19 protein-coding genes and 2 pseudogenes are annotated in these 21849 nt (G+C 48.4%); 6 read left to right on the top strand and 15 right to left on the bottom strand.

The genetic code is table 11. The annotated features are described in order from the left end of the window. Positions 1-302 precede the first annotated feature (302 nt). Positions 303-1220 carry a LysR family transcriptional regulator gene (locus tag NP77_RS19235; protein WP_008924807.1) on the bottom strand — a complete coding sequence of 306 codons (918 nt, stop codon included), beginning with the start codon at positions 1218-1220 and terminating at the stop codon, positions 303-305. Between the two features lie 130 nt (positions 1221-1350). Between NP77_RS19235 and NP77_RS19240 the strand changes: the two genes are divergently transcribed. Then, the gene (locus tag NP77_RS19240; protein ID WP_039661337.1) at positions 1351-2748 is read left to right on the top strand and encodes an amidohydrolase family protein; all 1398 of its coding nucleotides are present in this window, start codon (positions 1351-1353) and stop codon (positions 2746-2748) included. Positions 2749-2926: 178 nt separating this feature from the next. Here NP77_RS19240 and NP77_RS23880 read toward each other — a convergent pair. From NP77_RS23880 to NP77_RS24085, 3 genes and pseudogenes are all read right to left on the bottom strand, one after another. Beyond that, positions 2927-3187: pseudogene (locus tag NP77_RS23880) on the bottom strand (transposase); the annotation flags it as partial. Positions 3188-3563: 376 nt separating this feature from the next. After that, a complete protein-coding gene (locus NP77_RS19250) occupies positions 3564-4808 on the bottom strand; it encodes an aromatic amino acid transporter (protein WP_039661339.1) in 1245 nt (414 codons plus the stop codon). Between the two features lie 1055 nt (positions 4809-5863). Further along, positions 5864-6448 (bottom strand): annotated as a pseudogene (locus tag NP77_RS24085) (DUF2778 domain-containing protein). A gap of 627 nt (positions 6449-7075) precedes the next feature. Between NP77_RS24085 and hemH the strand changes: the two are divergent. Continuing rightward, the gene (gene hemH, locus NP77_RS19265; RefSeq protein ID WP_039661340.1) at positions 7076-8047 is read left to right on the top strand and encodes a ferrochelatase; all 972 of its coding nucleotides are present in this window, start codon (positions 7076-7078) and stop codon (positions 8045-8047) included. Between the two features lie 330 nt (positions 8048-8377). On the opposite strand, the gene NP77_RS19270 is transcribed toward hemH, so the two are convergent. The 5 genes from NP77_RS19270 to NP77_RS19290 all read right to left on the bottom strand — a co-directional run bounded on the left by NP77_RS19270 (position 8378) and on the right by NP77_RS19290 (position 13629). Next, entirely contained in the window at positions 8378-9073 is a 696-nt protein-coding gene (locus NP77_RS19270; protein WP_039661341.1) for a cyclase family protein, read from the bottom strand. A gap of 1 nt (position 9074) precedes the next feature. After that, the gene (locus NP77_RS19275; RefSeq protein WP_039661342.1) at positions 9075-10424 is read right to left on the bottom strand and encodes an MFS transporter; all 1350 of its coding nucleotides are present in this window, start codon (positions 10422-10424) and stop codon (positions 9075-9077) included. A gap of 539 nt (positions 10425-10963) precedes the next feature. Further along, a complete protein-coding gene (locus NP77_RS19280) occupies positions 10964-11908 on the bottom strand; it encodes a hypothetical protein (RefSeq protein ID WP_039661343.1) in 945 nt (314 codons plus the stop codon). A gap of 182 nt (positions 11909-12090) precedes the next feature. Further along, on the bottom strand, positions 12091-12363 hold the full coding sequence (locus NP77_RS19285) for a YrhB domain-containing protein (protein WP_039661344.1): 273 nt from the start codon (positions 12361-12363) through the stop codon (positions 12091-12093). A gap of 291 nt (positions 12364-12654) precedes the next feature. Then, a complete protein-coding gene (locus tag NP77_RS19290) occupies positions 12655-13629 on the bottom strand; it encodes a nitrilase family protein (protein ID WP_039661345.1) in 975 nt (324 codons plus the stop codon). A 100-nt stretch (positions 13630-13729) separates the two neighbouring features. Here NP77_RS19290 and NP77_RS19295 point away from each other — a divergent pair, with 100 nt between their 5' ends. After that, entirely contained in the window at positions 13730-14608 is an 879-nt protein-coding gene (locus NP77_RS19295) for a LysR family transcriptional regulator (protein WP_039661801.1), read from the top strand. 464 nt (positions 14609-15072) lie between these two features. On the opposite strand, the gene NP77_RS19300 is transcribed toward NP77_RS19295, so the two are convergent. The 3 genes from NP77_RS19300 to NP77_RS19310 form a co-directional block, all read right to left on the bottom strand. Then, a complete protein-coding gene (locus NP77_RS19300) occupies positions 15073-15636 on the bottom strand; it encodes a TetR/AcrR family transcriptional regulator (protein ID WP_039661346.1) in 564 nt (187 codons plus the stop codon). Positions 15637-15884: 248 nt separating this feature from the next. Then, positions 15885-16586, bottom strand: a complete 702-nt coding sequence (locus tag NP77_RS19305; protein WP_039661347.1) for a glutathione S-transferase family protein — start codon at positions 16584-16586, stop codon at positions 15885-15887. Between the two features lie 345 nt (positions 16587-16931). Then, positions 16932-17333, bottom strand: coding sequence for a VOC family protein (locus tag NP77_RS19310; protein WP_039661348.1), 402 nt, complete (start codon positions 17331-17333; stop codon positions 16932-16934). Positions 17334-17639: 306 nt separating this feature from the next. Between NP77_RS19310 and NP77_RS19315 the strand changes: the two genes are divergently transcribed. Then, complete coding sequence (locus NP77_RS19315) at positions 17640-18107, top strand: DUF1203 domain-containing protein (protein ID WP_008924794.1); 468 nt, start codon at positions 17640-17642, stop codon at positions 18105-18107. 313 nt (positions 18108-18420) lie between these two features. Here NP77_RS19315 and NP77_RS19320 read toward each other — a convergent pair whose 3' ends face one another. After that, the gene (locus tag NP77_RS19320) at positions 18421-18759 is read right to left on the bottom strand and encodes a helix-turn-helix transcriptional regulator (protein ID WP_003851702.1); all 339 of its coding nucleotides are present in this window, start codon (positions 18757-18759) and stop codon (positions 18421-18423) included. A 52-nt stretch (positions 18760-18811) separates the two neighbouring features. On the opposite strand from NP77_RS19320, the gene NP77_RS19325 reads away from it, so the two are divergent. Together NP77_RS19325 and NP77_RS19330 are read left to right on the top strand one after the other, a co-directional pair. Continuing rightward, the gene (locus tag NP77_RS19325) at positions 18812-19804 is read left to right on the top strand and encodes a threonine/serine dehydratase (protein WP_008924793.1); all 993 of its coding nucleotides are present in this window, start codon (positions 18812-18814) and stop codon (positions 19802-19804) included. Between the two features lie 241 nt (positions 19805-20045). Further along, the gene (locus tag NP77_RS19330) at positions 20046-20651 is read left to right on the top strand and encodes a hypothetical protein (protein WP_003851698.1); all 606 of its coding nucleotides are present in this window, start codon (positions 20046-20048) and stop codon (positions 20649-20651) included. A 228-nt stretch (positions 20652-20879) separates the two neighbouring features. Here the strand turns inward: NP77_RS19330 and NP77_RS19335 are convergent, their stop codons facing one another. Together NP77_RS19335 and NP77_RS19340 are read right to left on the bottom strand one after the other, a co-directional pair. Beyond that, positions 20880-21293, bottom strand: a complete 414-nt coding sequence (locus tag NP77_RS19335; protein WP_008924792.1) for a hypothetical protein — start codon at positions 21291-21293, stop codon at positions 20880-20882. Then, a complete protein-coding gene (locus NP77_RS19340; RefSeq protein ID WP_008924791.1) occupies positions 21277-21477 on the bottom strand; it encodes a hypothetical protein in 201 nt (66 codons plus the stop codon). Before NP77_RS19340 ends, NP77_RS19335 begins: the two co-directional genes overlap by 17 nt. Positions 21478-21849: the final 372 nt, after the last annotated feature.

The raw sequence follows: 21849 nt of genomic DNA on the forward strand, positions 1-21849 counted from the left end.
GGCAGTTTTGCTGACAAGACGATTGGCCCAAGTATGCTAAAAAGGCCAGAACGTAAAGTGATGGCCCTAACTTAGTTAGGGAGGGCCTTTGTATTGGATCAAGGTTTTAATGTCCGCTTCTGGCACAAAGCGGACTGATGCATGGCCAACGTCCGCTTAAGGCGAGGAGCTGACGCTAACGTTATTTTTTAAAAATTTGGTTTGTATCTTTTTGCATTAGTCTGTAGTCGAAAAATATTGCGTCGGTTATTTACCCTATGTTTTTCTGAACATTGTAATAAACGCGCTGCCTGAGCCGTTTTCTATGGGGAAAACTGCTTTTCACCTGCGCCTTCGTTGAAAAGCCCGGCGACCCAGTCAGCAAAAGCACGCACGGCGGGAGAGAGAAAACGCTGATGCGGATAGAGCATCGTCACCGGCACGGAGGGTGGCTGCCAGTCCGCAAGAACCTCGACCAGTTTGCCTTGCTGCAGATTCTTTGAAATCACATTCTCAGCAAGCTGCGCCAGACCAAAACCCTCAAGACACAGTCTGATGTAAAGTCCCGTTTCGTTGACGGCTGTATCCCCCTCAACCGGAACAGAGAAGGCCTCAGCGCCTCGTATAAAACGTAGCTCATTAGTGCGTCTTCCCGAACCGGAAAAGTAATGAATCGCCCTATGCTGCGATAACGCCTCCGGCGTCTCAGGAATACCGTATTCCCTGAGATAGTCCGGCGAGGCGCAGGTCAACCAGCGAAAACGGCCAAGCGGACGTGCAACCAGTGTGGAGTCAGTTAATTCACCGGTTCGTATGACGCAATCCACACCTTCCTGCACAAGATCGACTTGCCGGTCGCTCACACCAATCATCAGGTAAATATCCGGATAAAGTCGGTAAAAGTCTTTCAGGTTGGGCAGGACGATGAAATGCGCGATCCCACCGGGCATATCAACTCTCAGGCGCCCACGGGGCCGCCTGTTCGAATCAGCCAGACTGGCTTCAGTATGTTCAATTAAGGCCAGAATCTCCCGGCATTGCGCCAGATACTGCAGGCCTTCAGGCGTAAGGCTGACCCGTCTTGTCGTGCGGTTCAGCAGACGCACCTGCAGGTATTTCTCCAGGTTTTTAATAGTACTGGTAACAGTGGAAGAAGGCAGTGACAGCGTTTCTGCCGCGCGTACAAAGCTCCCGGCCTCAGCAACCCGTATGAAAATCTGCATAGCCTGAATCCGATCCATCATCCTTCCCATGGGTAAAAATTGAGTCTGATTATTCGCAAATTATGAATTATGAAAACGGTTTAAGCACCTTTTTCAGGATAATGGCGTGGCGTATCGTTTCCACATTGATCAGGAAAGAGGGAAGTTAATGACCGGGTATATCAGAAATATTGTTAGCAATCAGAATGTCACTTCACAGGCTATGTTGATTCGTGGTGCCACGATACTGAGCATGGACGAGAGCGTCGGTAACATTGAGCGCGGTGATATTCTCATCAACGGTTCAACGATTAACGCTGTGGGTCAGAACCTTGACGCTCCGGGCGCTCACGTCATTGATGCCAAAAATATGATTGTCATGCCGGGTATGGTTGATTCCCATCGTCACGCCTGGGAAGGTCAGCTGCGCCGCATTAACCCTAACGCCACCTGTCTGGACGACTACAGCAACGCCACGCACTTCTCGTTCGCTAAATATTACCGCCCTGCAGATATCTATGTCGGTAACCTGCTGACGGCGCTGGGTGCGATTGACGCGGGCATTACCACGATGATTGATAATTCGCATAACAGCCGCACCGCAGAACACGCCGATGCCGCAGTCGAGGCCCTGTTTGATAGCGGTATTCGCGCTATCCATGCTTCCGGCGCACCGGTTGCGGGTGAATGGGATAATGCGCACTGGCCTTGCAACTGGCAGCGTCTGCAGGAAAAATATTTCAGGGATAATCCAGAGAGTCTTGTGACGCTGGGCGTCATGGCTCAGCTGGATCCGGAATTGTGGGCTGAGGCCCGCAGACTGGGGCTGCCGATTGTCACCGAGTTCTTTGGTGCTGAAATGGCCTCCGAGCTCGAATCACTGCATCAGCAGGGTCTTCTTGGCCCGGACAATATCTTTAACCACTGCACAGCCCTGCCTGATGAGGGATGGGAAATCCTGCGCGACGCCGGTGTCCGGGTCAACGTCTGCCCGCGCTCAGATTCGCACTATGGGATCGAAAGCGGGATGTTCGCCATTGAAGCCGCGCAGCGTCATGGCATCAATCCTGGACTTAGCGTGGACAATGAAACGTCTTACAGCACCGATATGTTTACAGAAATGCGCGTGGCGTTCTATCTGCAGCGTGTGATGGGTATGCATAAGCAGCACTGCTGTAATTCAGAGCATTCGCTGACAACGCTTCCGGCTGCTAAGTTGCTGAAATCGGCAACCGTTGATGGCGCGTTTTGTGCCGGACTGCAGGACAAAATCGGGAGCCTGACGCCAGGCAAACAGGCTGACCTGATCCTGATTAACGCGACTGACCTCAACCTCTATCCAAACGGGAATGCGTTTGGCACGGTGGTGCATGCTGCTGAACGCAGCAACATCGATACCGTGATGATCGGCGGTCGCATCGTCAAGCAGAACGGCAAAGTGCTGGGTGTGGACAGCGAGCGCCTTCGCGCAGCGATTGACGAATCACGTGAGCACCTTTTTGCGGCAGCAGGGTATGAACCAGACATCTTTGCGGAAAAATTCCTGCCACCTATTCAGTCTGACTGACAGAGACGAACAGCATGATTATTCGCCGGCTTGCAGCATTATGTCCTGTGGAGTTTCGGATCAACCAGAACCATCAGCAGGCCAGCGAAGTGCTGGGCGTTGAACCGAATATTGGGGACAAACTTGTCAGCCCGCAGGTACGACAGTGCTAAAGACCTGGAGCCTCACACTTGACTTACAAGACTTCATATTTTTGATTAATTGTCAGAACTTACGGATCAGAGTCATCTGAAGTGCCTCCCTGGCAAGCATGGCTTCAGCGAGCAGCTTCCTGAGGCGTGTATTATCCTCTTCAAGCGACTTGAGCTGCTTCACTTCAGGAACCGCCAAGCCGCCAAACTTCTTGCGCCAGGTGATAAAATGACGTCGGGAATAGCTTTTTACGGCAGAATTCACCGGAAGAAAAAACAGCCTCATCTGAGCGGAGGATACTGATGATCTGTTCGTCGGAAAAAGCTTCCTGGTAGGGGTGTACGCAGGTGGCTTATGAGGACATCACTTACATCGCCTGTGTTAATCAGCGGAGGGCAGGTCAGCCTGTTTATGCAGGAGGTTATATTACAAAAGCTTTTCTGGTTTAAGGATAAGGGATGTAAATCAGAACTGCTAATTTGACCTTTATCAGCTAATACAAAGCTGGTGGCGGGGTAGATAGTTAAGCACGGGATTTTGCCTGCGATGTTCATGGCCGTACGGTGTGTTGTTAACCAATCGGCCAGAAAGTATGCAATTGACGCACTTCCTGACCGGCTTAATCATTAAATTACAGGCTGTTTTGCAGGAAATTATTATGTCATCAGACCTTTCTGATGACGTTAAAATACCGGCAACAGATCAAACTCGCTCAGCGCCCATGAAAGGATGTTCAGGGCGGCGAATACCATAATCATGCACAACTGAAGCCCGTCCCACTGGCTGCGCTGATAGCCTGAGTCATGACGGGATCGCATTTTCAGATGAAGTAATCCCGGAACAATCACTGCCCATACTGTCGCGATTAGCCCGGCATAACCAATCGCCCTAACAAACCCATCCGGAAAAAGCAGAGATAAACTCAATGGCGGCAGGAACGTGATCGCTGTGGCTTTGAGGCGGCCCGTTCTGGTCCAGGGGAGAGTCAGGCGGTCACTGATGTAATCCACAAGGCCCGCTGTCACCCCCACGAACGAACAGATAACGGCAAAATGCGAAAATATTGAGAACAACAGCGACATCCCGGCGGTATAACCGCGCAGACTAAACGCGTGCATCAGCGCGGCAATGTCGCCGCCCTGGCTGGCAATTTCCGGAAAGGCTGAGCGCGGAAGGTTACCCATCGTGCAGATTATCCAGAAAAGATAGATAACCAGCGCCACGGCGGTGCCTGTGTACAGGCATATTTTCACACGTCGATGATCGCCATTGTAATAGCTAATCAGACCAGAAATGTTTCCATGATAACCGAATGAAGCAAGGCAGAATGGCACGATGCCTAACATATAGGGCCAGTAGGATGCTGCCGGATTCTGACTGTCCAGCAGGTAGTCGACATTCACGGTGGTAAGTAATCCACCAAACAGGATAAGTAACAGAACAATTTTAGTGATGAGCAAAACAGACATTATCCTGCCAATGCTGCTGGTGCCTAACCAGACGATGGCAGCCACGGTCAGGCTTAACATAACTTTGGCTTCGGATGATGAAACCGTTTTGCCGGTCAGTCTGCTCAGTGAGTGATCATAAACAGGCCCGACCGCTGAAATATAGGCGTATGTCAGAATGCCCAGCACGAAAACCAGGCTCAGGCCATTTACTTCAGCCCAGTTACGGCCTAATACATCACGGACGATTTTGTCATAGCCGGTTTCCAGAGGGTAATGCTGGCTCACACGGTGAAACATCAGACCACTGATTAACATACAGACCCAGCTAAACGTCAGTATCAGTAACGCCCATCCAAACCATGCCCCGGCCATCACGACCGGCAGGACGAACATGCCTGCACCCACCACGGTGCCGCAAATGATGGTCGCTCCCCAAAATACCGAAGGAGAACGCCTTGAAATTGCAATATCTGACATAGGGGTTCCTGAAGTGAAAATTTAGCGCTGAAGGATAGCCTCTATAGCCAGGGCATGGCTAATTAACTGACGATCTTCTTTCGGCAACCCATCTGACGATAATCCTACTGACAAATGTCCCCGGCCAGTAACCGGCATTTTATGCTGGGCACACCTGTGCTGCTGGCAATGTCGGTGTTACGAATAAGTTTATTGGAAATATCAGGTAGACCGGCATTACCGATTCGTGGCACTTCACACCACAGAGTCGGATAGACTCAGCCGGTAGCCCTGATCATGCAGGCAGATGAGGGATAACAGCGGGTTCACCCATCACTGCTGCGTCGGGTAGCGACAAGTTGCTGACTGTCGGGGCAACAAATCCAGGGGTATCTTTGGTGAGGGATATAGGAACAATACCCCGGCTGAATAACTTCCCTGCGAAAATGCGCACATACCGGCAGCTACCGATGCGATACTTCCGCCGCTGCTTATAACTACCCGCTCCCGGGGAAATCAGCGACAAAGAGCACCTAAGCAACAGGTTTCACGGCGGGACTGAGCGCTGATTTCAGGCATAGATTATGCAAAATCTGTGGGGTTCAGAGGCGGGCAGGGGGAGTTTAACAGGTTTAATACTTGTTTAGAGAAAGTGTGCTGCTCCGAAGGTCAGGGTTCGCTTTGAGCGATAAGCGGACGTGAAATAGTATCGATAGGGACGTTCTGCTATATCAAATATAACGATACGCTCGCGAACCCTTGTTGGTGTTGATTTTTCAGACAGAAGTGCAGGGCAATATAAACCCCAGGTTTTTAATGCAACCAGCCTATCCACGTTTTACTTTTTTAATTGCCATTTTTACTAACCAATACATGGCTAAAGCGTAAAAAGCGATAACGGTCACAAGGGAAAAGAACGTAACCGGATCCGTACCGGCTTCGTATACGTCATCCTGATAACTGCCGAAAATTTGATGAGAATGTTCAACGAGCCACGCCGTCAGCGGATAGAGTGGCATCCCGTAACGCGATACCATAAAGGCCGCAATAAAGCAGACGAAAAACCCGCTGCTTTTCTAGCGAATTTTGCTGTTTGCAAAATTACTTTCTCCCTGAACGTCAACGTAGCCGTATGCCATCAAGCTGTTTCGCGAACCCGGCTCGCGAATTGTTTTTCTCCGGAGCAGCGCCTGTCTTACCGTATAGAAATCAGTGCGCCGCACGAAGGTGATACACCCTTCACTTTCTCCGGAGCCGTCTGGCCGAAGAGGATGCAGGCGGAAACCGCCGCGGGCAACGCCATTGATGAAGATGGAAACACTCATCGTTTCCGAATTAAAGAGCGCAAACCATTCAGAATGATTTGAGTTGTTCCAGGTGTCGACGGCCTATCCTCTGATCCGGTTAGCGATACTGCCTTCAGGACGCGGAACAATCCAGTAGCGCCCGACCGGAATGGCACTGTTAGGCTTGTAAGTACAGTTTGGATCATTGGTATAAGGCTTTTGGCCGGAAAATACCGGGAAGGTACCCACGCCGTAAACGTGTAGCTTTGCTTCGCCGCCGCCCTTTGTCAGATCGTCGTAGGTCATTCTCTTTAACTGCATTAAACGCTCCCTGCAGGTTATAAGGCATGCCAGTGAACCGGGCAATGCTACCATTCATTCATAGAGAAGTTAACGGGCAGGCGGGCGCTTGACAGCCAGTGTTCTTCTGCGAGCCAGACAGCATTATTTATCATAAGACTATTTGCCGCATCCCGTCATAGGCATTCGGCGCGATCCTTCAGCACAAATACGTATGTCCGCTTCTGGCACAAAGCAGAAGTGCGTCTTAGGCAAGGTCCGCTTTTCAGCAAGTCGCGGACGTTGCTAAAAGCGTTCTGTATGAATTAACAGGGAGCAGGTCAGTCGCCTACATCACTCTTACGCATAAAAAGATAAAGCCTGAGGCATGCATCTGCGCGAGCATCCAGATGCGGTTTTTCTCACCTCCTCCAGCCAACTAACCCCCACACGCCGACTTCGATAATGACGTCGCGTAGCCCCGCACCGGTTAAATCTGACGATAGAGAAAGTAATGTTTTTACTGATGATATGCCCTAAAATCATGATCGTTCAGTCAAAGCGATGGCTGCAATCAGTTGCATAGAATCATAAGCCGTGAAACCGTAAAGCTGCATTGCAAATATTTCTACAAAATGAGGTCAATTTGAGGCCTGAAGACAAGCAGCTACGGAGTGACTGGCATGAGTGAATTAGTGACAATGGCTTTGAGGGCCCCACTTAATGACGAATAAACAGGGTGTTTTGATTGTTAACCTTGGAACACCAAATGAACCAACGCCTGCTGCGGTTAAGAAATTTTTATCTAAATTTCTGCATGACTACAGAGTGGTCGACTTACCGAGAATCATTTGGTGCCCCATTCTACATGGCGTGATTATCCCATTACGTGCAAAGCGAGTGGCGAAATTATACTCTTCGATTTGGATGGAGGAAGGTTCCCCTCTCATGGTTTACAGCGTCAGGCAAGCCCGTGCGCTTGAAGAAGTGACAGGTTTGCCCGTCGAGCTGGGGATGAGTTATGGCGAGCCGGGTATAGGTGGTGCAATTGACAGGCTACTGGAAAAAGGCGTCGATAAAATTATCGTCATTCCTTTGTATCCCCAGTTTTCATCTTCGACCGTTTCTTCTGTTTGGGATAGCGTGAGCCGTCACCTGCAGACAATGAAGAACCGCTATACACCCTCCATAAATTTCATCAATGACTATGCCGATCTTCCTGCCTACATTGAAGCGTTAAAAGCATCCGTTCTGGCATCTTTCGAAGCTAACGGCATTCCAGATGCATTGTTGATTTCATATCATGGTATACCGGTAAGGTTTGTCAAAGAGGGGGATCAATACCAGGAAAGATGTGAGTTAACGACAAAGTTACTCATTGAAGCAATCAATATGCCGTCATTGAAAATATTGATGACGTTCCAGTCAAGATTCGGCAGAGAGCCATGGTTAACGCCTTATACTGATGAGACAATTAAAAATCTTCCGAATGAAGGAATAAAAAGCCTGCATGTAATCAGCCCGGGGTTCGCATCAGACTGTTTAGAAACGCTTGAGGAGCTTGATGAGCAGAACAGGGAGATTTTTATGCATGCGGGTGGTAAATCGTTTACTTACATACCGGCGCTTAATGATAAACCGATTCATATCGAGATGCTGCGACAACTTGTGAAGCTTAATCGGTTTCAGGCATGATTTTCACATTCTTGTGAGCAGGATGTTGCAGGTGTCAACATTCATAGTGAAACCAGAAGTGGGCCCTCCCAGACATGTATTTGATACGTGCCGGGACGGCCTTATAGGGGCCGCCTGGAAAACCCGCTACGCCAGCTGCAAGCAACTGTCTTATACGTGGGTATGAGTCGAAGATTATTCGAGGGCAGGTCAGCTATAAGCGAGGAGCGGACATTGCTAACAGCGTTCTGTATGAATCAGCGGGGAGCAGGTTAAACATCGCCTGCTCCCCGTTAATTAATCCTGAGTCTCGTTAAAATTGCGTCCTGTTCAGGCAAACACCCGCGTCATTTACTCTACTAGCGCCACTGCCCGGATTGGCGAAGCCGATGCACCTTTAATCCTGAGCGGAAATGCCATGAAAATAAATTCGGAAGGCAAGGCTTGAAGATTAGCCAAATTCTCAATGATCAGGCAATCAGAGCCGAGAACGGCAAGGTGAGCCGGGTATGCTTCATTATTATATCTGTCCAGCGACATGGCATCTGTACCGAAAACAGTAACGCCTTTTTCAATCAGATAATCTGCTCCTTCGCCTGATAAGCCTGGCCAGTTTTGTAAAAATGGCGCATGGTTTGGACGACAGCTCCACTTCTCATCATAACCCGTTCGAAATATCACAATATCTTCTGCAATGATTCTTCCTTTATCAGCTTCCCAGGACTGGATCATTTCTACAGTGATGTCACTGTTCTCTGCCAGATGCGACATATCCAGGCAGCGACCCCGTCCGGTGAGCTGGCGCACGTCAATCTGCTCTATAGTTTTTCCACCTTCAATGAAATGAACAGGCGCATCCACATGAGTACCGCAATGATCGCCGAGGCTAAGTTGACAGTTATAATTGCCATCACCAGCAATGTAGTCTTCGGCACGGCTGCAGAAGAATTTTCCATGGGTTGGCCAGACTGGCATGAACTCTTCATAGAGATGGTTTAACTCAATGAGTTTATGGTGACGTAATAAAGTGATCAGATCGCTGGTCATATCAGGCCTTTTTCAACGTTACTGTTTCTTTAATGAACCAAAGTGGAACACATGAGATAAGTAATACCGCGACAATAACCAAATAGTGCACGGTGAAACCGTAGTTGTGAATAATCCAACCACTAATGGGTGCGACCAGAATACCAGCGATGCCAACTGCGAGGCCGATCATCAATCCCATGCTGGACGCTGCAGCACGAGGAGATGAGTCGATAAGTAAAGCATAAGCCACAGGGTAAGGTGAGTTGCGGAACAGGCCCCAAAAGATAAGAATGGCCCAGCCAAGTGTTGCGGAATGGATGAACATGCAAAGCGCCGCTGCCAGAATCCAGCCCGTAATAATGATGCCCAGAGAGCGTTTACGCCCTTTCAAATCCGAGAAGCTGCCCCACAAAATCTGCCCAATCCAGCCAGTCAATCCGGATGCACCAGAGATGATTGCTGCGGTCGAGAGGTCGAGTCCAACTTCACGCGTCAGTTGCAGCGTCAGAAAGTTAGCTATCCCCATCTCTGCCCATGTAAAACCAAAAATCAGCAGAATACTCAATTGGCAGTTGCGGTTTTTCAGGCAAGATGCGGCATTAGCCCATACCGAACTCTTTTCAATGGTGTTCTGCAATGATTCCGTAACGGGCGGGGTCAGCTTGTTATCAACAATCCAGTCATTAACCCTCTGATGATTTTTACGTGTACCAACGATTAACTGTGCCACTAAAATAACTAAGCCAATCAGTGGAATAAACAGAAATGCTTCACGCCAGGTCGCAAAAGCCAGAATGGCTGCGATCAGGATAGGACCAATAAATTGTCCTAGCGGAAATCCGGTATGATGTACTCCAATAGCAAATCCACGGTTCTCTTTCTGCCACCACTCCCCGAGCAGAGCAACGTTTATCGGTTCCGACCCCCCGGTTCCCATGCCCATTGTGACACGCAGCACCTGAAACGCTCCCAGCGTCTTACAAAAGGCAGTCGCCACACCTGAGATAATTTCCACAAGCACCGTTACGCACCAGCTGTAACAGCGCTTATGCCCGGCACCTAACCAGTCTGAGAACAAACCGAAAACCACAGCGCCAGCTAAGGTTCCAACAAAGCTAAGTGAGTTGAGCCAACCTGCCTGAACTTCGGTCAGGTTAAATGACTGCATTATTGCCGGAAGCAGAGTAGGAAGTATAATCCTGTCAATTGAGTTCATCAGGATCGCAAGAGTCGTAATGACCAGCATCCACCAGGAGAGAGGATGCGCTTTAGGGAGAAAACGATATAGCCCGGTGCGCGGAGCGTGTTCACCGTCAGTCCAGGTCTCTTTTGGCGACTTTTTCGTCTGTTCAGATGTGGAAGTTGTCATATCTGGTGCCTTAGAAAAATATTTATTGTCAGCAGCCCTACTGATGCCGCTGGCGAGCCCAGCCCCTATTTGTAGTTATTATTGTTATGTTTAAGGAAACAATAGATCAAAATTTAAACACCTTGGTAACATAGCTATTGCGGCTACTACCATACAAGTAGCTTGCAGTTGATACTTGACCTTGATCACGGTTAATCACTGATTAAATAAAAAAACCATTAAAGAGATCACATAACTGGACTGATTTGTCGGGTGATTTATAACCAGGCAGGCTGTTCAGGTATTAAATTGAGTTTAAAGCAGTAAAATCCGAGTGTCCGCTTCTGGCACAAAGCGGACTAACTTGATGCAAGGTCAGCTATGAACGAAAAGCTGACGTCAGAGTATTAGGCTTGCGACTACGGTAATGGCTGTCAAATTAAGTAGGCGTTTTAAACGGTTGAGGAAAACGCCCACGGCAGGTAAAAATCTGGAATATAGCAGTTAATTATTTTTCTTAAACTCAGTCCATTCTAACCATGGAGCGAGAACAAGAATTTTTATCTGGCTCGCACAAAAAAATGTACTTTTCCCTGCTTCAATATGAGAGCAGGTAACCCCTCATCTTCATGAGGGCTTAGGTGAAACACTACCCAAGAAGGAAGATGTCGGCTGACCTGTTGTAAGAAGGCATAGCTAAGACGCAGGCTGTCAGCCTTGGAATGCGATGACAGCTTTTCATAAACCGGGCTTATGTAACTTCCTTTTATTCCGTCAAGCCGGATCAAATAGCTTTTACCTGTGCCATTTGCGTTGATAAAATCGGGCGTGGAGACAATTTTTTCCGGATCATGGAAAGACGTAAAAAAAGTGCAGTCAGGACGGTTTTGGTGTTCCGATACGTAATATTTGTCCGTGGAAACTTCACACCCAGCATATGCATCTTCAAATTTGACAACCAGATAACGCCCGTCATTATCCTGAAAGACATATTTAGCCAGCCAAAAAGCGTTACTTTTCCCTTTACGCACATCCCCATAAGAGCGCCCCGTTTCCTTCAAAGTGCTTATTACCGCTTTCTCCAGTGTGTCCGAGAGTACCTGAGATGCCTGAGCGGGGGTGGAAGCAAGTGCTAAAGGAACCCATGCCAGAATTCCATCTTTAAGCCAGTCTTCAGGCCCTAAACCCACAGAAACAAATTCCATCAGGGGGGTTAAAGACACCGAGCCCTCGTTAAACCCGTTAGCTTTAACCACAGGAAATGACAAATCAAAGTCGGTACGAGTGAAAAGCAACTTTGCATTGGGGCTGACCTGAGCATCATAATACGGGGTCATACCCGACGCATTATTGATATTCCACGCGAGGCTATGATCACTTTTATAAGTGTATTTTTGGCTCGAAATATCACGGACCTTTGTACAGCCAGAAAGTATTAATAACAAAGTCAAGATAACCAGATATCCAGGTAAACGACAAATCATTTCTATCTCCATATAATCCATCACGTGAATTCTGTTATCGGCAGCTATTTAGAAATATTTAGCTAGAGCTAGTTGAGAATTAGTGAGTTTTACTGAGCTTCTTTCCTGAAGAGAAAAACTGGCACTGGAGAGAAATTCAGCCTCTTTTTGGCATACAGCCGCCTGACGTGGAGGCACATTCCGCTTAGAGCGATGAACGGATGTTATTCGTTTTTTTGTTGTTCGTAATCCAGCAAGTGTTTATCTAAAGGATAAGCAGTGCCAAAAGAGTGAATTTCTCCATTATCTTTATCAATTATGAACGGTGCATTTCCCGCCAACTGAGCAGAAAAATCACCCGTTTCCAGATACTCTTTCGATTGATAACAATAGAACCAGCCTTCTGAAAAGCGGCCATGAAGTGTAATGACGACTGGAATGTCAAAGCCTTTAAGGTAATCCAAAGCTCTGTCCATCGCATTTTGATAAGTAATCATTATTTCATTCTCAATCAATAATGTCATGTGAACTAGCGGGTTTGACCAGCTCCCGATAAACTAATATAGCACGATGTATGCAACGTCAGCTTCTGGCACAAAGCGGACAGTGTGACTCTTGCAAAGGTCCACTATGAGCAAGAAGCGGAAGTACGCAGTTGTTCTGCAACAGATAAAAATTTTGTTAATGTCGCCGCCTGTTCATTAATCGGGAGCAGGTCAAAAAATGTCCACTTGACCTGCTCCAGGAACAAAACGCCGCAGTCAGATGCGATTCTGTGTGGGTTCCTTTTAAGGTATCTCATCCGAAAATCGTGCGTTGATCGCATCACGTTCATAGCCCTGTGGTTGGGTCAGTATCTGGTATAGATCAGGACGTCGCCCGTGGATCCAGCGACGCCCGGTACTCATGGCAAGCAGGCTTAAATCCAGTTCAGCGCTAACCATTAAATCTTCAGCAGCCCAGGTTTCATTAATGACTCTGCCATAAGGATCAAGGATCATGGCATTGCCTGTGCGGACCTCGTCGTCATCTGCGCCGACACCGTTACTAAAGATAAGAAATAACCCGTTGTCGTGCGCACGGGCAGGAAGCCAGCGCATCAGCCATTCCCGACCGCTTGCCCCTTTGAATGCAGCAGTAATCTCTTCCTTTCGGGTTTCCCGCTCCGCCCAGAGTGTTAGCGGAATGGGTTTCATCGCATGAGGGCTGCGGGAATCGGTACCGCCTGTCTGATGTGGCGCGAGAAGAATATCTGCACCCAGCAATGCCGTAGCACGCACGTTTTCCACGAGATTATTGTCCCAGCAAATCAGGATCCCTGCCTTTACTCCCCAGGGAGTATCAAAAACGGTAAACCTGTCACCGCTGCTGATAGCCGGATGCTCAAAGGCATGAAGTTTACGGTGCGTCTGCATTGAACCGTCCGGCATACAGGCAACGTATGCATTATAAAGGCGGCCATCTTCAGCTTGCTCAATTAGCCCGGCACCAATAATCATTTGATGTTTTAGCGCCAGAGTGCGAATTAATTTCAGGGAGGTACTGGTTGCAATCGGTTCTGCAAGCGCATGAACCTCCGCGGTGGTGAGTTTTGGTACATGCCAGTAGCCGGTGATGCACATTTCCGGAAACGCGAGGATCTTCACCTGCTGAACAGCCGCCTGCTCAATAAATTTCTCCATTATCAGAAGATTATATCTTTTGTCATTTGCCTGATGCTGAAACTGTACGGTTGCAACTTTTAAAGACTTAAGCTCGTGCATGATGTTTCTCCAGTTGTTGTTGAAACTGGATTACATAACAGTTTCCAATAACTGTATAATCAAAATATTTCCATTTTCGATAACCTTCTGGAATGAAAAAGTGAATATCCGATTGCTTCAGGCCTTTTCGATACTGGCTGAAAAAGGAAATTATGCCGACGCTGCACGGGAACTTTGTATTTCACAACCCGCTTTGACCAAACAGATCAATCTTCTTGAGTCAATGGTGAAGGTGTCACTTTTTTCACGGGGCCGTCATGGCGCAACACTGACCGCCGGGGGCAAACGTCTGTTGCCAGAGGCTAAAAAAGTGCTCAGGCAAACCCAGTTATTTATGCAGCAGGCAGGGCGGGTATCAGCTGGTATTGAGGGGCATATAGACGTAGGGTTTGGCCTTTCAAGCTTCTATCTGGCACCACGCTGTATTGCTGAATTTCGCAAAGAGTATCCGGGAATTGAGATGTCATTGACGGATCTTCCCTCCTTCCTGCAATACGAACTTCTGCAAAAAGATGAGCTTCAGGTAGGCTTTGTCAGGGTACCGCCACCGATAGCGCTTGATTACCTGCCATTATTTACCGATCGGCTGGTTCTGATTGCACCCGCAACACCGTTGTTATCATCGTCTGCTGCTGACTGGCTAAAAAAATTCCCTTTGTTACGTCTTCATACTGAACGAGGCCAGGGTTTAAATATGCAGATTGATCGTTTCCTGCATGATAACGGCCTTTTTATATCATCCACCCAGCTGGCTGATGATATACAAACTATTGTCGCGTTGGTGATCGCGGGTGCGGGTGTTGCCATTCTCCCTTATAGCGTTGTTCATATCGCCCCACCGGAACGGACTATTATTCCGCTAACAGGTAAGTCAGTAAGCTGGGAAATGGGTGTCGCCTGGAACGGAGATAGGGAGGATGTCACGCGGGATAATTTTATTGCCAGTATAAGAAAGAGTATTGCGGCAGAAAATAAGTGAGCGGTCTGACATTTTCTCTCGGCCTGACGCTGGGCAATGCTAATAATGGGCTGCAGGGAAAGACTGATACGCATTTTATTATGTCCGCTTCTGCCACAAAGCGGACATGCGCGCTAGCACTCTGTCTGCTGTGAGACTGGAATTTAATGGGTCACAAACGCTATTCTTAAAGAAGTTTGGATGTCGCTATGAAACGAAGAACGCAAATTGACTCCCTGTGCCAGGTGGATCGTTTTCCGGTTTAGCTTAACAGGCGCGGGGTCAGATAATACGTAAGCGTTCTTCTGAAGAGCCCACATTGCGTATCAGCATAGATGGCATAGATAGTGGGCTCATCGTTACGAACCGTTTGCAAAAGTGATGCATTCCTGAGTGTAAAAGCACATGCACGATCGGGCGCCGCTTCGCATTGAGGGCGCATGCGGCAAAGCTGCCCGTTCATGGAACCGCATTGCTGGCAGTTGCTAAGCCGGCAGAGGTCCGAACGCGCGGTATGAGTCGACCAGTGCATCGTAAAGCGAGATATCTGAGCGACTTCTGGCAAAAAGCTGGGCACCAACAATAGCTGCGAAAATTGCGCGTGCTCTGGATTCACTCTCACTTGATTCGCACACCTCCGCAGCCAGCAGAAGCTTGTTTAGCCACGCAATATTGACATCAGCAAAGGTCTGGATTTCTTTGGTCAATTCAACAGGTAAATTATCTTTTTCAGCGCCCATGAAACTGCCCAGACAGAGACGATTGTCGGCCTCAAGCGATCTTCGGAAGATTTCAGGAAAGCGATGCAGAGCGTCAAGCGGAGAGGGACTTTCTGATTCGATCATCTCAAGTGCAAGCGCGCCATCCTCCCAATATCGTCTGGCAACGGCAACACCCAGCTCGGCTTTGCTTGGGAAATGGTAGTAAATACTCGCCGCTTTGATACCAACCTCTTGCGCGAGGTCGCGGAAATTCAAACCATTGTAGCCCTGAGATTGGGCAATTTTCCTGGCCGCCAACAAAATGGCTTCCTTTGAGTTCGTGCTCATCCTGGTGCCTCCCGACCTGGTAGGATCTTTTAAAGTGGTAAGCTTATTTTATAGCAAACCCCTAACGGTTGACAGGTAGATTATCAGTTAGCGCAATGAGTTCACTCCTTCCAGAGGGTTCATGCAGATGTCGTTCCATCATAATCGGGCAAGCGGCATCGACAAATGACGCTATCAGGCACAAGGCGGTGACCGGGAAAGTCAGGGAATGGCGATCCCGGCGTACCGGAGTGTTGATTGAGAAGCGCTTACTGGGCTGGCGAATCCAGCTCAGGAATGCCGCTGTTGCGATCAGAGTAGGCCGCCTGGAAAGCGGGACGTTTTGTCCAGCGCTGCCAGTACGCATCTAAGAACTCAAAACGCTCGTCCAGTGGAGTGGCATTGACCGGGAATTTCGAGAAGGCGATCGCGGTTGCCAGCGTTATGTCCGAAAAGGTCGGTTCATTGCCGCCAAGCAGCCATTCGCGGCCGTCTGAAAGGTGGCGATTGACCAGTGCGGCGTGAGCCAAAGCTTCCTTACGGCAGTGTTCGCCCCACGCCTCATTTTTGGTCAGTTCCAGCTTAAAGCCGAGACCGGTGTGCAACACGTGAAACGCAGTAACGATGCGATACAGAATATGCACCCACACCCGGTTATCCCACATGTTATCCAGACCCTGTTCCAGTGCTGTCTCCCCCATGATTCTGCGACCAGGATAAACCTGGTCCAGATAACGGACGATGGCAGCCGTTTCGGAAATGTAACTACCATCTGTCAGTTGAAGGGTGGGCGTTTCGCCCCACGGGTTCATATTCAGGTGACGCCAGCCACGCTGTTCTCCTACAGGAGACATGTCATAGATGGTCTCATTAAATTGGTCAGCGATGCCCTTTTCGTGCAGGAACAGGCGTAGACGCTGAGGGTTCGGAAAAGCTGAAGGCGAGGTGAAAAGGTGAAGTTTAGCAGTCATGGTCAATCCTTTAAGTGAGTGGCTGGGATACCTAACTAACGCTAGGTAAACAAACCTTAGCGGGCAACCTGACGTACGTCAATACCTATCTAACATTTGTTAGGTAAATCGTTTTGTGTGTCTTTCCGGTTGATACGATATCTCACCGCGTGCATCGCTGAAGGCAGGGAATAGGATGAGTCCAGAGGGTAGGGCGAATACCAAGACTGGTAAGGTCTGATACATACAGGTGTAAGGGTGCAATGCAATTTCGCGATTGCTGTCGGCAGTTCAGGGTCCGCTAAGAGCGAAAAGCGGACCTGGGATTGAGGCCGATTACGCATTAGTAACCGGACTCCAGAAGAGTTAACTTTGCTTGTTCTGGTAAAGATCCCAGCTGTTGCCGTAGATGTCTTCAAACACAACGACCATCCCGTACTCCTCCTCTCGCGGCTCCTGGCAGAAATGGACGCCTTTCGCCTTCATAGCGTTATAGTCGCGCCAGAAGTCGTCAGTCTGCAGGAACAGGAATACCCGTCCGCCGCATTGGTTGCCGATAAAGCCTTCCTGCCGTTCGTTTGAAGCACGGGCCAGGAGAAGATTACAGTCGCTTTCCGGATTCGGCGTCACAACGACCCAGCGCTTACCCGGCTGCGGCGTGTCTTCTACCAGCGTAAAGCCCAGCTTGTCGGTGTAGTACTCAATCGCGCGGTCATAGTCGTCGACCACGATGGCCACATAACCCATGCATCTTTTTTGCGTTCTCATTTCTGCTCCATCAGGTTTCAGACACAGCTGTCTTGAAACAACTTTTTAACACAGCCGAACGCTACTAGTTGCATTGATAAGTCCAAAATAATAACGTCCGCTTCTGGCACAGAGCGGACTTCCTGTGCCTTGAAATGATTCGCGGTTAACTTAATGTCGTGTAGAGGCTTCATGAAAAGCACAGGTCTCAGTAACCTGAGACCAACCCGTGGCCCGCCTTACATCAGCTATTTCCCTGTCCGAAAACAGCGAGCAGCAAATGAAAATAAAGAGGTAATGTCTTTCTGACAACAACGGGAGGCAGATATGGGTTTTAAAATTTCAGGGCTTAATGCTGAACCCTTTATTCATCTTTTTAAGCAGGACGAAGACTACTTAAAACGTCACGGCGCTTTAAGAATAAAGGTAGACAGCCATCCCGGTTATCCTGACAGAATTTCACTGCGAGATATTCCTGTCGGTGAAACAGCGATTTTGCTCAATCATACTTATCAGCCAGCCTACACTCCTTACCACGGCTCCCATGCAATTTACCTGTGGGAGGGATGTAATGATCAAGGTATATACATCAATAAAATACCAGAATCGATAGTTGCCAGGCTCCTTTCATTAAGGGCCTTCGGTGAAAACCATCTGATGTTACAGGCAGATATCTGTGAAGGTGCGGATACGGAAATGCTGCTGAAGCTTTTTTTCGACGACCCGTCAGTGAGCTATATCCATATTCATAACGCAAAACAAGGATGTTACGCCTGTCTTGCCGAGCGTTTATAGATAAGCCTGCAATCCGGACTCTTGAGGGAAAAGTAAAATGAAGATTACTGACGTTGTAAAACCTGCCCAGAAGTCCGCTTCTGACACGAGGTGGACGGAATCAGATGAACGTCAGCTAAGAGCGAAAAGCGCACCCTGACCTGCAGGATGGTTATCAGCCAGTGTAGTTTCTGAAGTTTAAACTGCACATAAGATGACGGCAGATAACGATGATTCGATATGTCCCTCTGAAAGGCAGGAGTACTATAAACGAAGTATACCTACTTACCGGTTTTGCTCGCTTCGTTATGGACATTCTGCCCGATTGTGGCTGTTAATTTGGACCCGTCTTAAGCTTCCCATATCCTGACAGCATTACGGTTGCTTCATCCATCCGCTGACGGTCGAGTTTATAGAACACCCAGTTCTTGATACGTTTCGAGGTCACTATTCCGGCCTTGGCCAGGATCTGAAGATGGCCTGTCACGGTAGGCTGACTGAGACCAATCTTTTCGGTGATAAACCCGACACACACCCCATCCTCGACCAGATCGCCATCCTGCTGTTCCGGAAAATATGACCTGGGATCGGAAAGCCACTCCACCACCACGAGCCGGTGCTCATTGCCGAGAGCGCGGAAAAGGTCTGCCATTGATGTTTCAGGATTGTTCATATAGCCAACCTCCTATATAGTTATTTTCCTATATAAACTCTGAGGTCATATTATGACAAACCACACCCAAAGACCAATGGACAGTGTCACGCTGAAGGCGATTTATGCTGCTTCCGCGCGCATCAAAACAACGGTTTGCAGAACCCCGCTGCAGCTTTCGCAGGCGCTGTCTTCTCTTGCAGGAGCAGAGGTCAGGCTCAAGATGGAGAGTCTTCAGCATACGGGTAGCTTTAAACTGAGGGGGGCTGCAAACGTCATTGCCAGTCTTAATGCAGACCAGCGCATTGCCGGCGTCATTGCCCCGACGGCGGGAAATCATGGACTGGGGCTTGCCTGCGCGGGTCACGCAGCAGGTGTACCGGTGTCCATATTTCTGCCCTATTCAGCAGACCCGATTAAGGTCTCAGCAATGAAAAGCTATGGTGCTCAGGTTACGTTCTTTGAAAATATTGAAGAGGCGAGACAGGCCGCGATTGTGGCTGCGCAGGAGTCCGGCGCGACGTTTGTCTCCGCCTACGATAATGAGCAGATGATAGCCGGAGCCGGCACCGTCGGTCTGGAAATAATGGAAGACTGGGCAGACGCTGACGTCATTCTCGTAAATATTGGCGGCGGCGGGCTGGCGTCAGGTATTGCGACGGCCGTCAAAGCTATCAACCCTGCAGCCGAAGTGTGGGCAATTCAAAGTGAAGCCAGCCCGACTTTTGCACACTGGAAAGAGGCTGGCCGAACGATCCCGGTTGAATTATCCCCGTCAATCGCCGAAGGCATCAGTGGCTATATTGAGCCTGAAGCAATAACCTGGCCCCTTGTACGCGACCGCGTTGATCGTGTTCTTATTGTTTCAGAAGCCGGGATCAAAGCAGCGATGCTGTTAATGCTGAATCAGCACAGCCATGTTATTGAACCTTCGGGAGCACCTGCAATTGCGGCAGTCCTTCGTTATGCAAAAGAACTGAGTGGACGTAAGGTCGTCTGCGTGGTTAGCGGCAGAAATATATCGGGTTACCGTTATCTGAAATTAATGAATGAGGCCACACTCTGACGACACGCAGCAAAGGTGCAGGCAGGAAACAGAATAGCACGCAGCCGGTGTGAGAGTGAGAATTGATAAAATATCACGCCCCCTTCTTTACTTAGATCGATATGCGAACTTGCCCTAAAAAGCGAGGTCTGCCCCGATTATGTTACTCTGTGCAGAAGACCGGGCCTCATCTGAACGCAGTCTGTCAAAATAATTACATTGTCCGTACCTTCTCTCCGAAGCTAAATAAAATGAGAATAATATGAATAAAAGCAGTCTTAAAACCTTTCACCTGTTACGTATTCTGATGCTGACGTGCGTACCCATGTTTTTACTGGGTTGTGCCAGTGCATTATGCCCTTTTGGCAGCTTTGAAGGCACGGTTCCGGACTTTAAAAATAGTTACTGGAGATCCACTGAAAAACATCCGGCTAAGTCTGATGAACAAGTCCAGGAAGAATGCACTCATGCTGCCGACGCTGAGGAGCAACGCCTTTCGCAGGTCTATCTGCAGTTGTGTAAAACCGGCCAGTTAACCGCCGAAAATCAACGATTTGCACAGAAATTACTGGTCAATCCACTCTATTCTGGCTTGAAATCAGCAAAAGCCGTACCACAGGATAAGTCCGTTAATACAGTTGAAGCCCAGCTGAGACGGTCGATTTCTGGGAGCGATAACGCTAAGTATTTCAAAGAAAATTGTGGCTATTACATTGAAAAAAACGCAGCCGAACGGACCAGCACCCTGCTGGGTTTACAGGCAGGGGATTACAAAAAGGAGGTTTTTAAACAGTGCATGGCAGAAAATCATATGGCGCTCATTGTTCCACAGACTGAATTCAGCCGGTGCAAGTCGATAGGATGGTAAACAACCCAGGCCTGACCTCTACTTCAGGTGAACAGGTAAAATGATGACATTGGCCATTTACGCTCCTTACCCCAGACAAACAGTGCTATGCAGGCAGATATAAAATTAAATGCGGGCTTTGCTATAGAATGCATGAGCCCGGAACAACATTAAATATGCTGAACAGCGTTCATGCCAGGCGGCGCGTTCGCCGTTTACCTTCGGTCTGCACTATCTGATGTATACGCATCATTCCCAGTAAACCAGGTAAGCAAGTGCAGCAGCTGAACAGAAAGCATAGGGGCTTAAAAGCAAAATATCCGAATAAGACGCCTCACATATCCTGATAACAGGCCATGCCAGTATAAACAGCCACATGAAGAGCACAGAGTACACAATACAAAAGCTCCCCTTCAGGGCGGCATCAGGATAAAATCGCTTCGAAATCATCGCTAATGGCATGCCGATTATCATTGTTCCCATCGTGGTCCCAATAATACTCATCGTAACGATGAAAAAATAAATAAATATGAGGCCCATTACCGGTGCACTGTCTTTCCCCAGGGAAAGATAGATTAAAACCAGTAATGAACCCACGAGACTACTAAATGTTGCTGATATCACAGATATCCTAATCCAGTTATCGTCAATAATGTTCGCCATAACTCTCTCTTTGTCTGAGCAGCTTTATTGATGCACCGTACCCGCTAAAATTTTCGGCACGAGGCTTGACTGCAAAACAGGCTTCAGGCACAGCATCCTCATGACGACCTGCGACGGGCATCCTGACAATAAGGACATAACGCCGCCAGTCAGTTTTTTTGGAGCAGGCCAGCATGATTGTCATCCCTTTTCCTGGTGAGTTTTATTCTACGAGCCTTTTGCATGTGCCATAAAAATTTTTAAGCATAACTATCTAATTCGAGTAAGGCGACAACATCTGCTTATGGCACAAAGCAGACCTACGTACTGCAAGGTCCGCTATGAGCAAAAAACGAAAGATCGCAGGACCTCTCTGATTGATAAAAACTTGCAACGCAGTCCCGTAATTTTCCTCAGGGATTAATAAATATGCATAGCTCTCACGCTGGATAATCAGAAATATTTCAGTCAGGTCAGCCTTAACTATATGTTTTAATGAGTAAACTAACTTCGCACTTATCGTGAAGTACTACAGCAGAGATTTCAGATAGTTTGGTGCTTAATTTTTAAACTCAGC

This window comes from Pantoea sp. MBLJ3 (genome assembly GCF_000816655.1).
In the GTDB taxonomy this organism is placed as follows: domain Bacteria; phylum Pseudomonadota; class Gammaproteobacteria; order Enterobacterales; family Enterobacteriaceae; genus Pantoea; species Pantoea eucalypti.

What these genes read in the sequence shown, in the direction of transcription:
- NP77_RS19235 (WP_008924807.1), bottom strand. Translation starts at nt 1,220, where the DNA reads ATGGATCGGATTCAGGCTATGCAGATTTTCATACGGGTTGCTGAGGCC.
- NP77_RS19240 (WP_039661337.1), top strand. Translation starts at nt 1,351, where the DNA reads ATGACCGGGTATATCAGAAATATTGTTAGCAATCAGAATGTCACTTCA.
- NP77_RS19250 (WP_039661339.1), bottom strand. Translation starts at nt 4,808, where the DNA reads ATGTCAGATATTGCAATTTCAAGGCGTTCTCCTTCGGTATTTTGGGGA.
- hemH (WP_039661340.1), top strand. Translation starts at nt 7,076, where the DNA reads ATGACGAATAAACAGGGTGTTTTGATTGTTAACCTTGGAACACCAAAT.
- NP77_RS19270 (WP_039661341.1), bottom strand. Translation starts at nt 9,073, where the DNA reads ATGACCAGCGATCTGATCACTTTATTACGTCACCATAAACTCATTGAG.
- NP77_RS19275 (WP_039661342.1), bottom strand. Translation starts at nt 10,424, where the DNA reads ATGACAACTTCCACATCTGAACAGACGAAAAAGTCGCCAAAAGAGACC.
- NP77_RS19280 (WP_039661343.1), bottom strand. Translation starts at nt 11,908, where the DNA reads ATGGATTATATGGAGATAGAAATGATTTGTCGTTTACCTGGATATCTG.
- NP77_RS19285 (WP_039661344.1), bottom strand. Translation starts at nt 12,363, where the DNA reads ATGATTACTTATCAAAATGCGATGGACAGAGCTTTGGATTACCTTAAA.
- NP77_RS19290 (WP_039661345.1), bottom strand. Translation starts at nt 13,629, where the DNA reads ATGCACGAGCTTAAGTCTTTAAAAGTTGCAACCGTACAGTTTCAGCAT.
- NP77_RS19300 (WP_039661346.1), bottom strand. Translation starts at nt 15,636, where the DNA reads ATGAGCACGAACTCAAAGGAAGCCATTTTGTTGGCGGCCAGGAAAATT.
- NP77_RS19305 (WP_039661347.1), bottom strand. Translation starts at nt 16,586, where the DNA reads ATGACTGCTAAACTTCACCTTTTCACCTCGCCTTCAGCTTTTCCGAAC.
- NP77_RS19310 (WP_039661348.1), bottom strand. Translation starts at nt 17,333, where the DNA reads ATGAGAACGCAAAAAAGATGCATGGGTTATGTGGCCATCGTGGTCGAC.
- NP77_RS19315 (WP_008924794.1), top strand. Translation starts at nt 17,640, where the DNA reads ATGGGTTTTAAAATTTCAGGGCTTAATGCTGAACCCTTTATTCATCTT.
- NP77_RS19320 (WP_003851702.1), bottom strand. Translation starts at nt 18,759, where the DNA reads ATGAACAATCCTGAAACATCAATGGCAGACCTTTTCCGCGCTCTCGGC.
- NP77_RS19325 (WP_008924793.1), top strand. Translation starts at nt 18,812, where the DNA reads ATGACAAACCACACCCAAAGACCAATGGACAGTGTCACGCTGAAGGCG.
- NP77_RS19330 (WP_003851698.1), top strand. Translation starts at nt 20,046, where the DNA reads ATGAATAAAAGCAGTCTTAAAACCTTTCACCTGTTACGTATTCTGATG.
- NP77_RS19335 (WP_008924792.1), bottom strand. Translation starts at nt 21,293, where the DNA reads ATGGCGAACATTATTGACGATAACTGGATTAGGATATCTGTGATATCA.
- NP77_RS19340 (WP_008924791.1), bottom strand. Translation starts at nt 21,477, where the DNA reads ATGACAATCATGCTGGCCTGCTCCAAAAAAACTGACTGGCGGCGTTAT.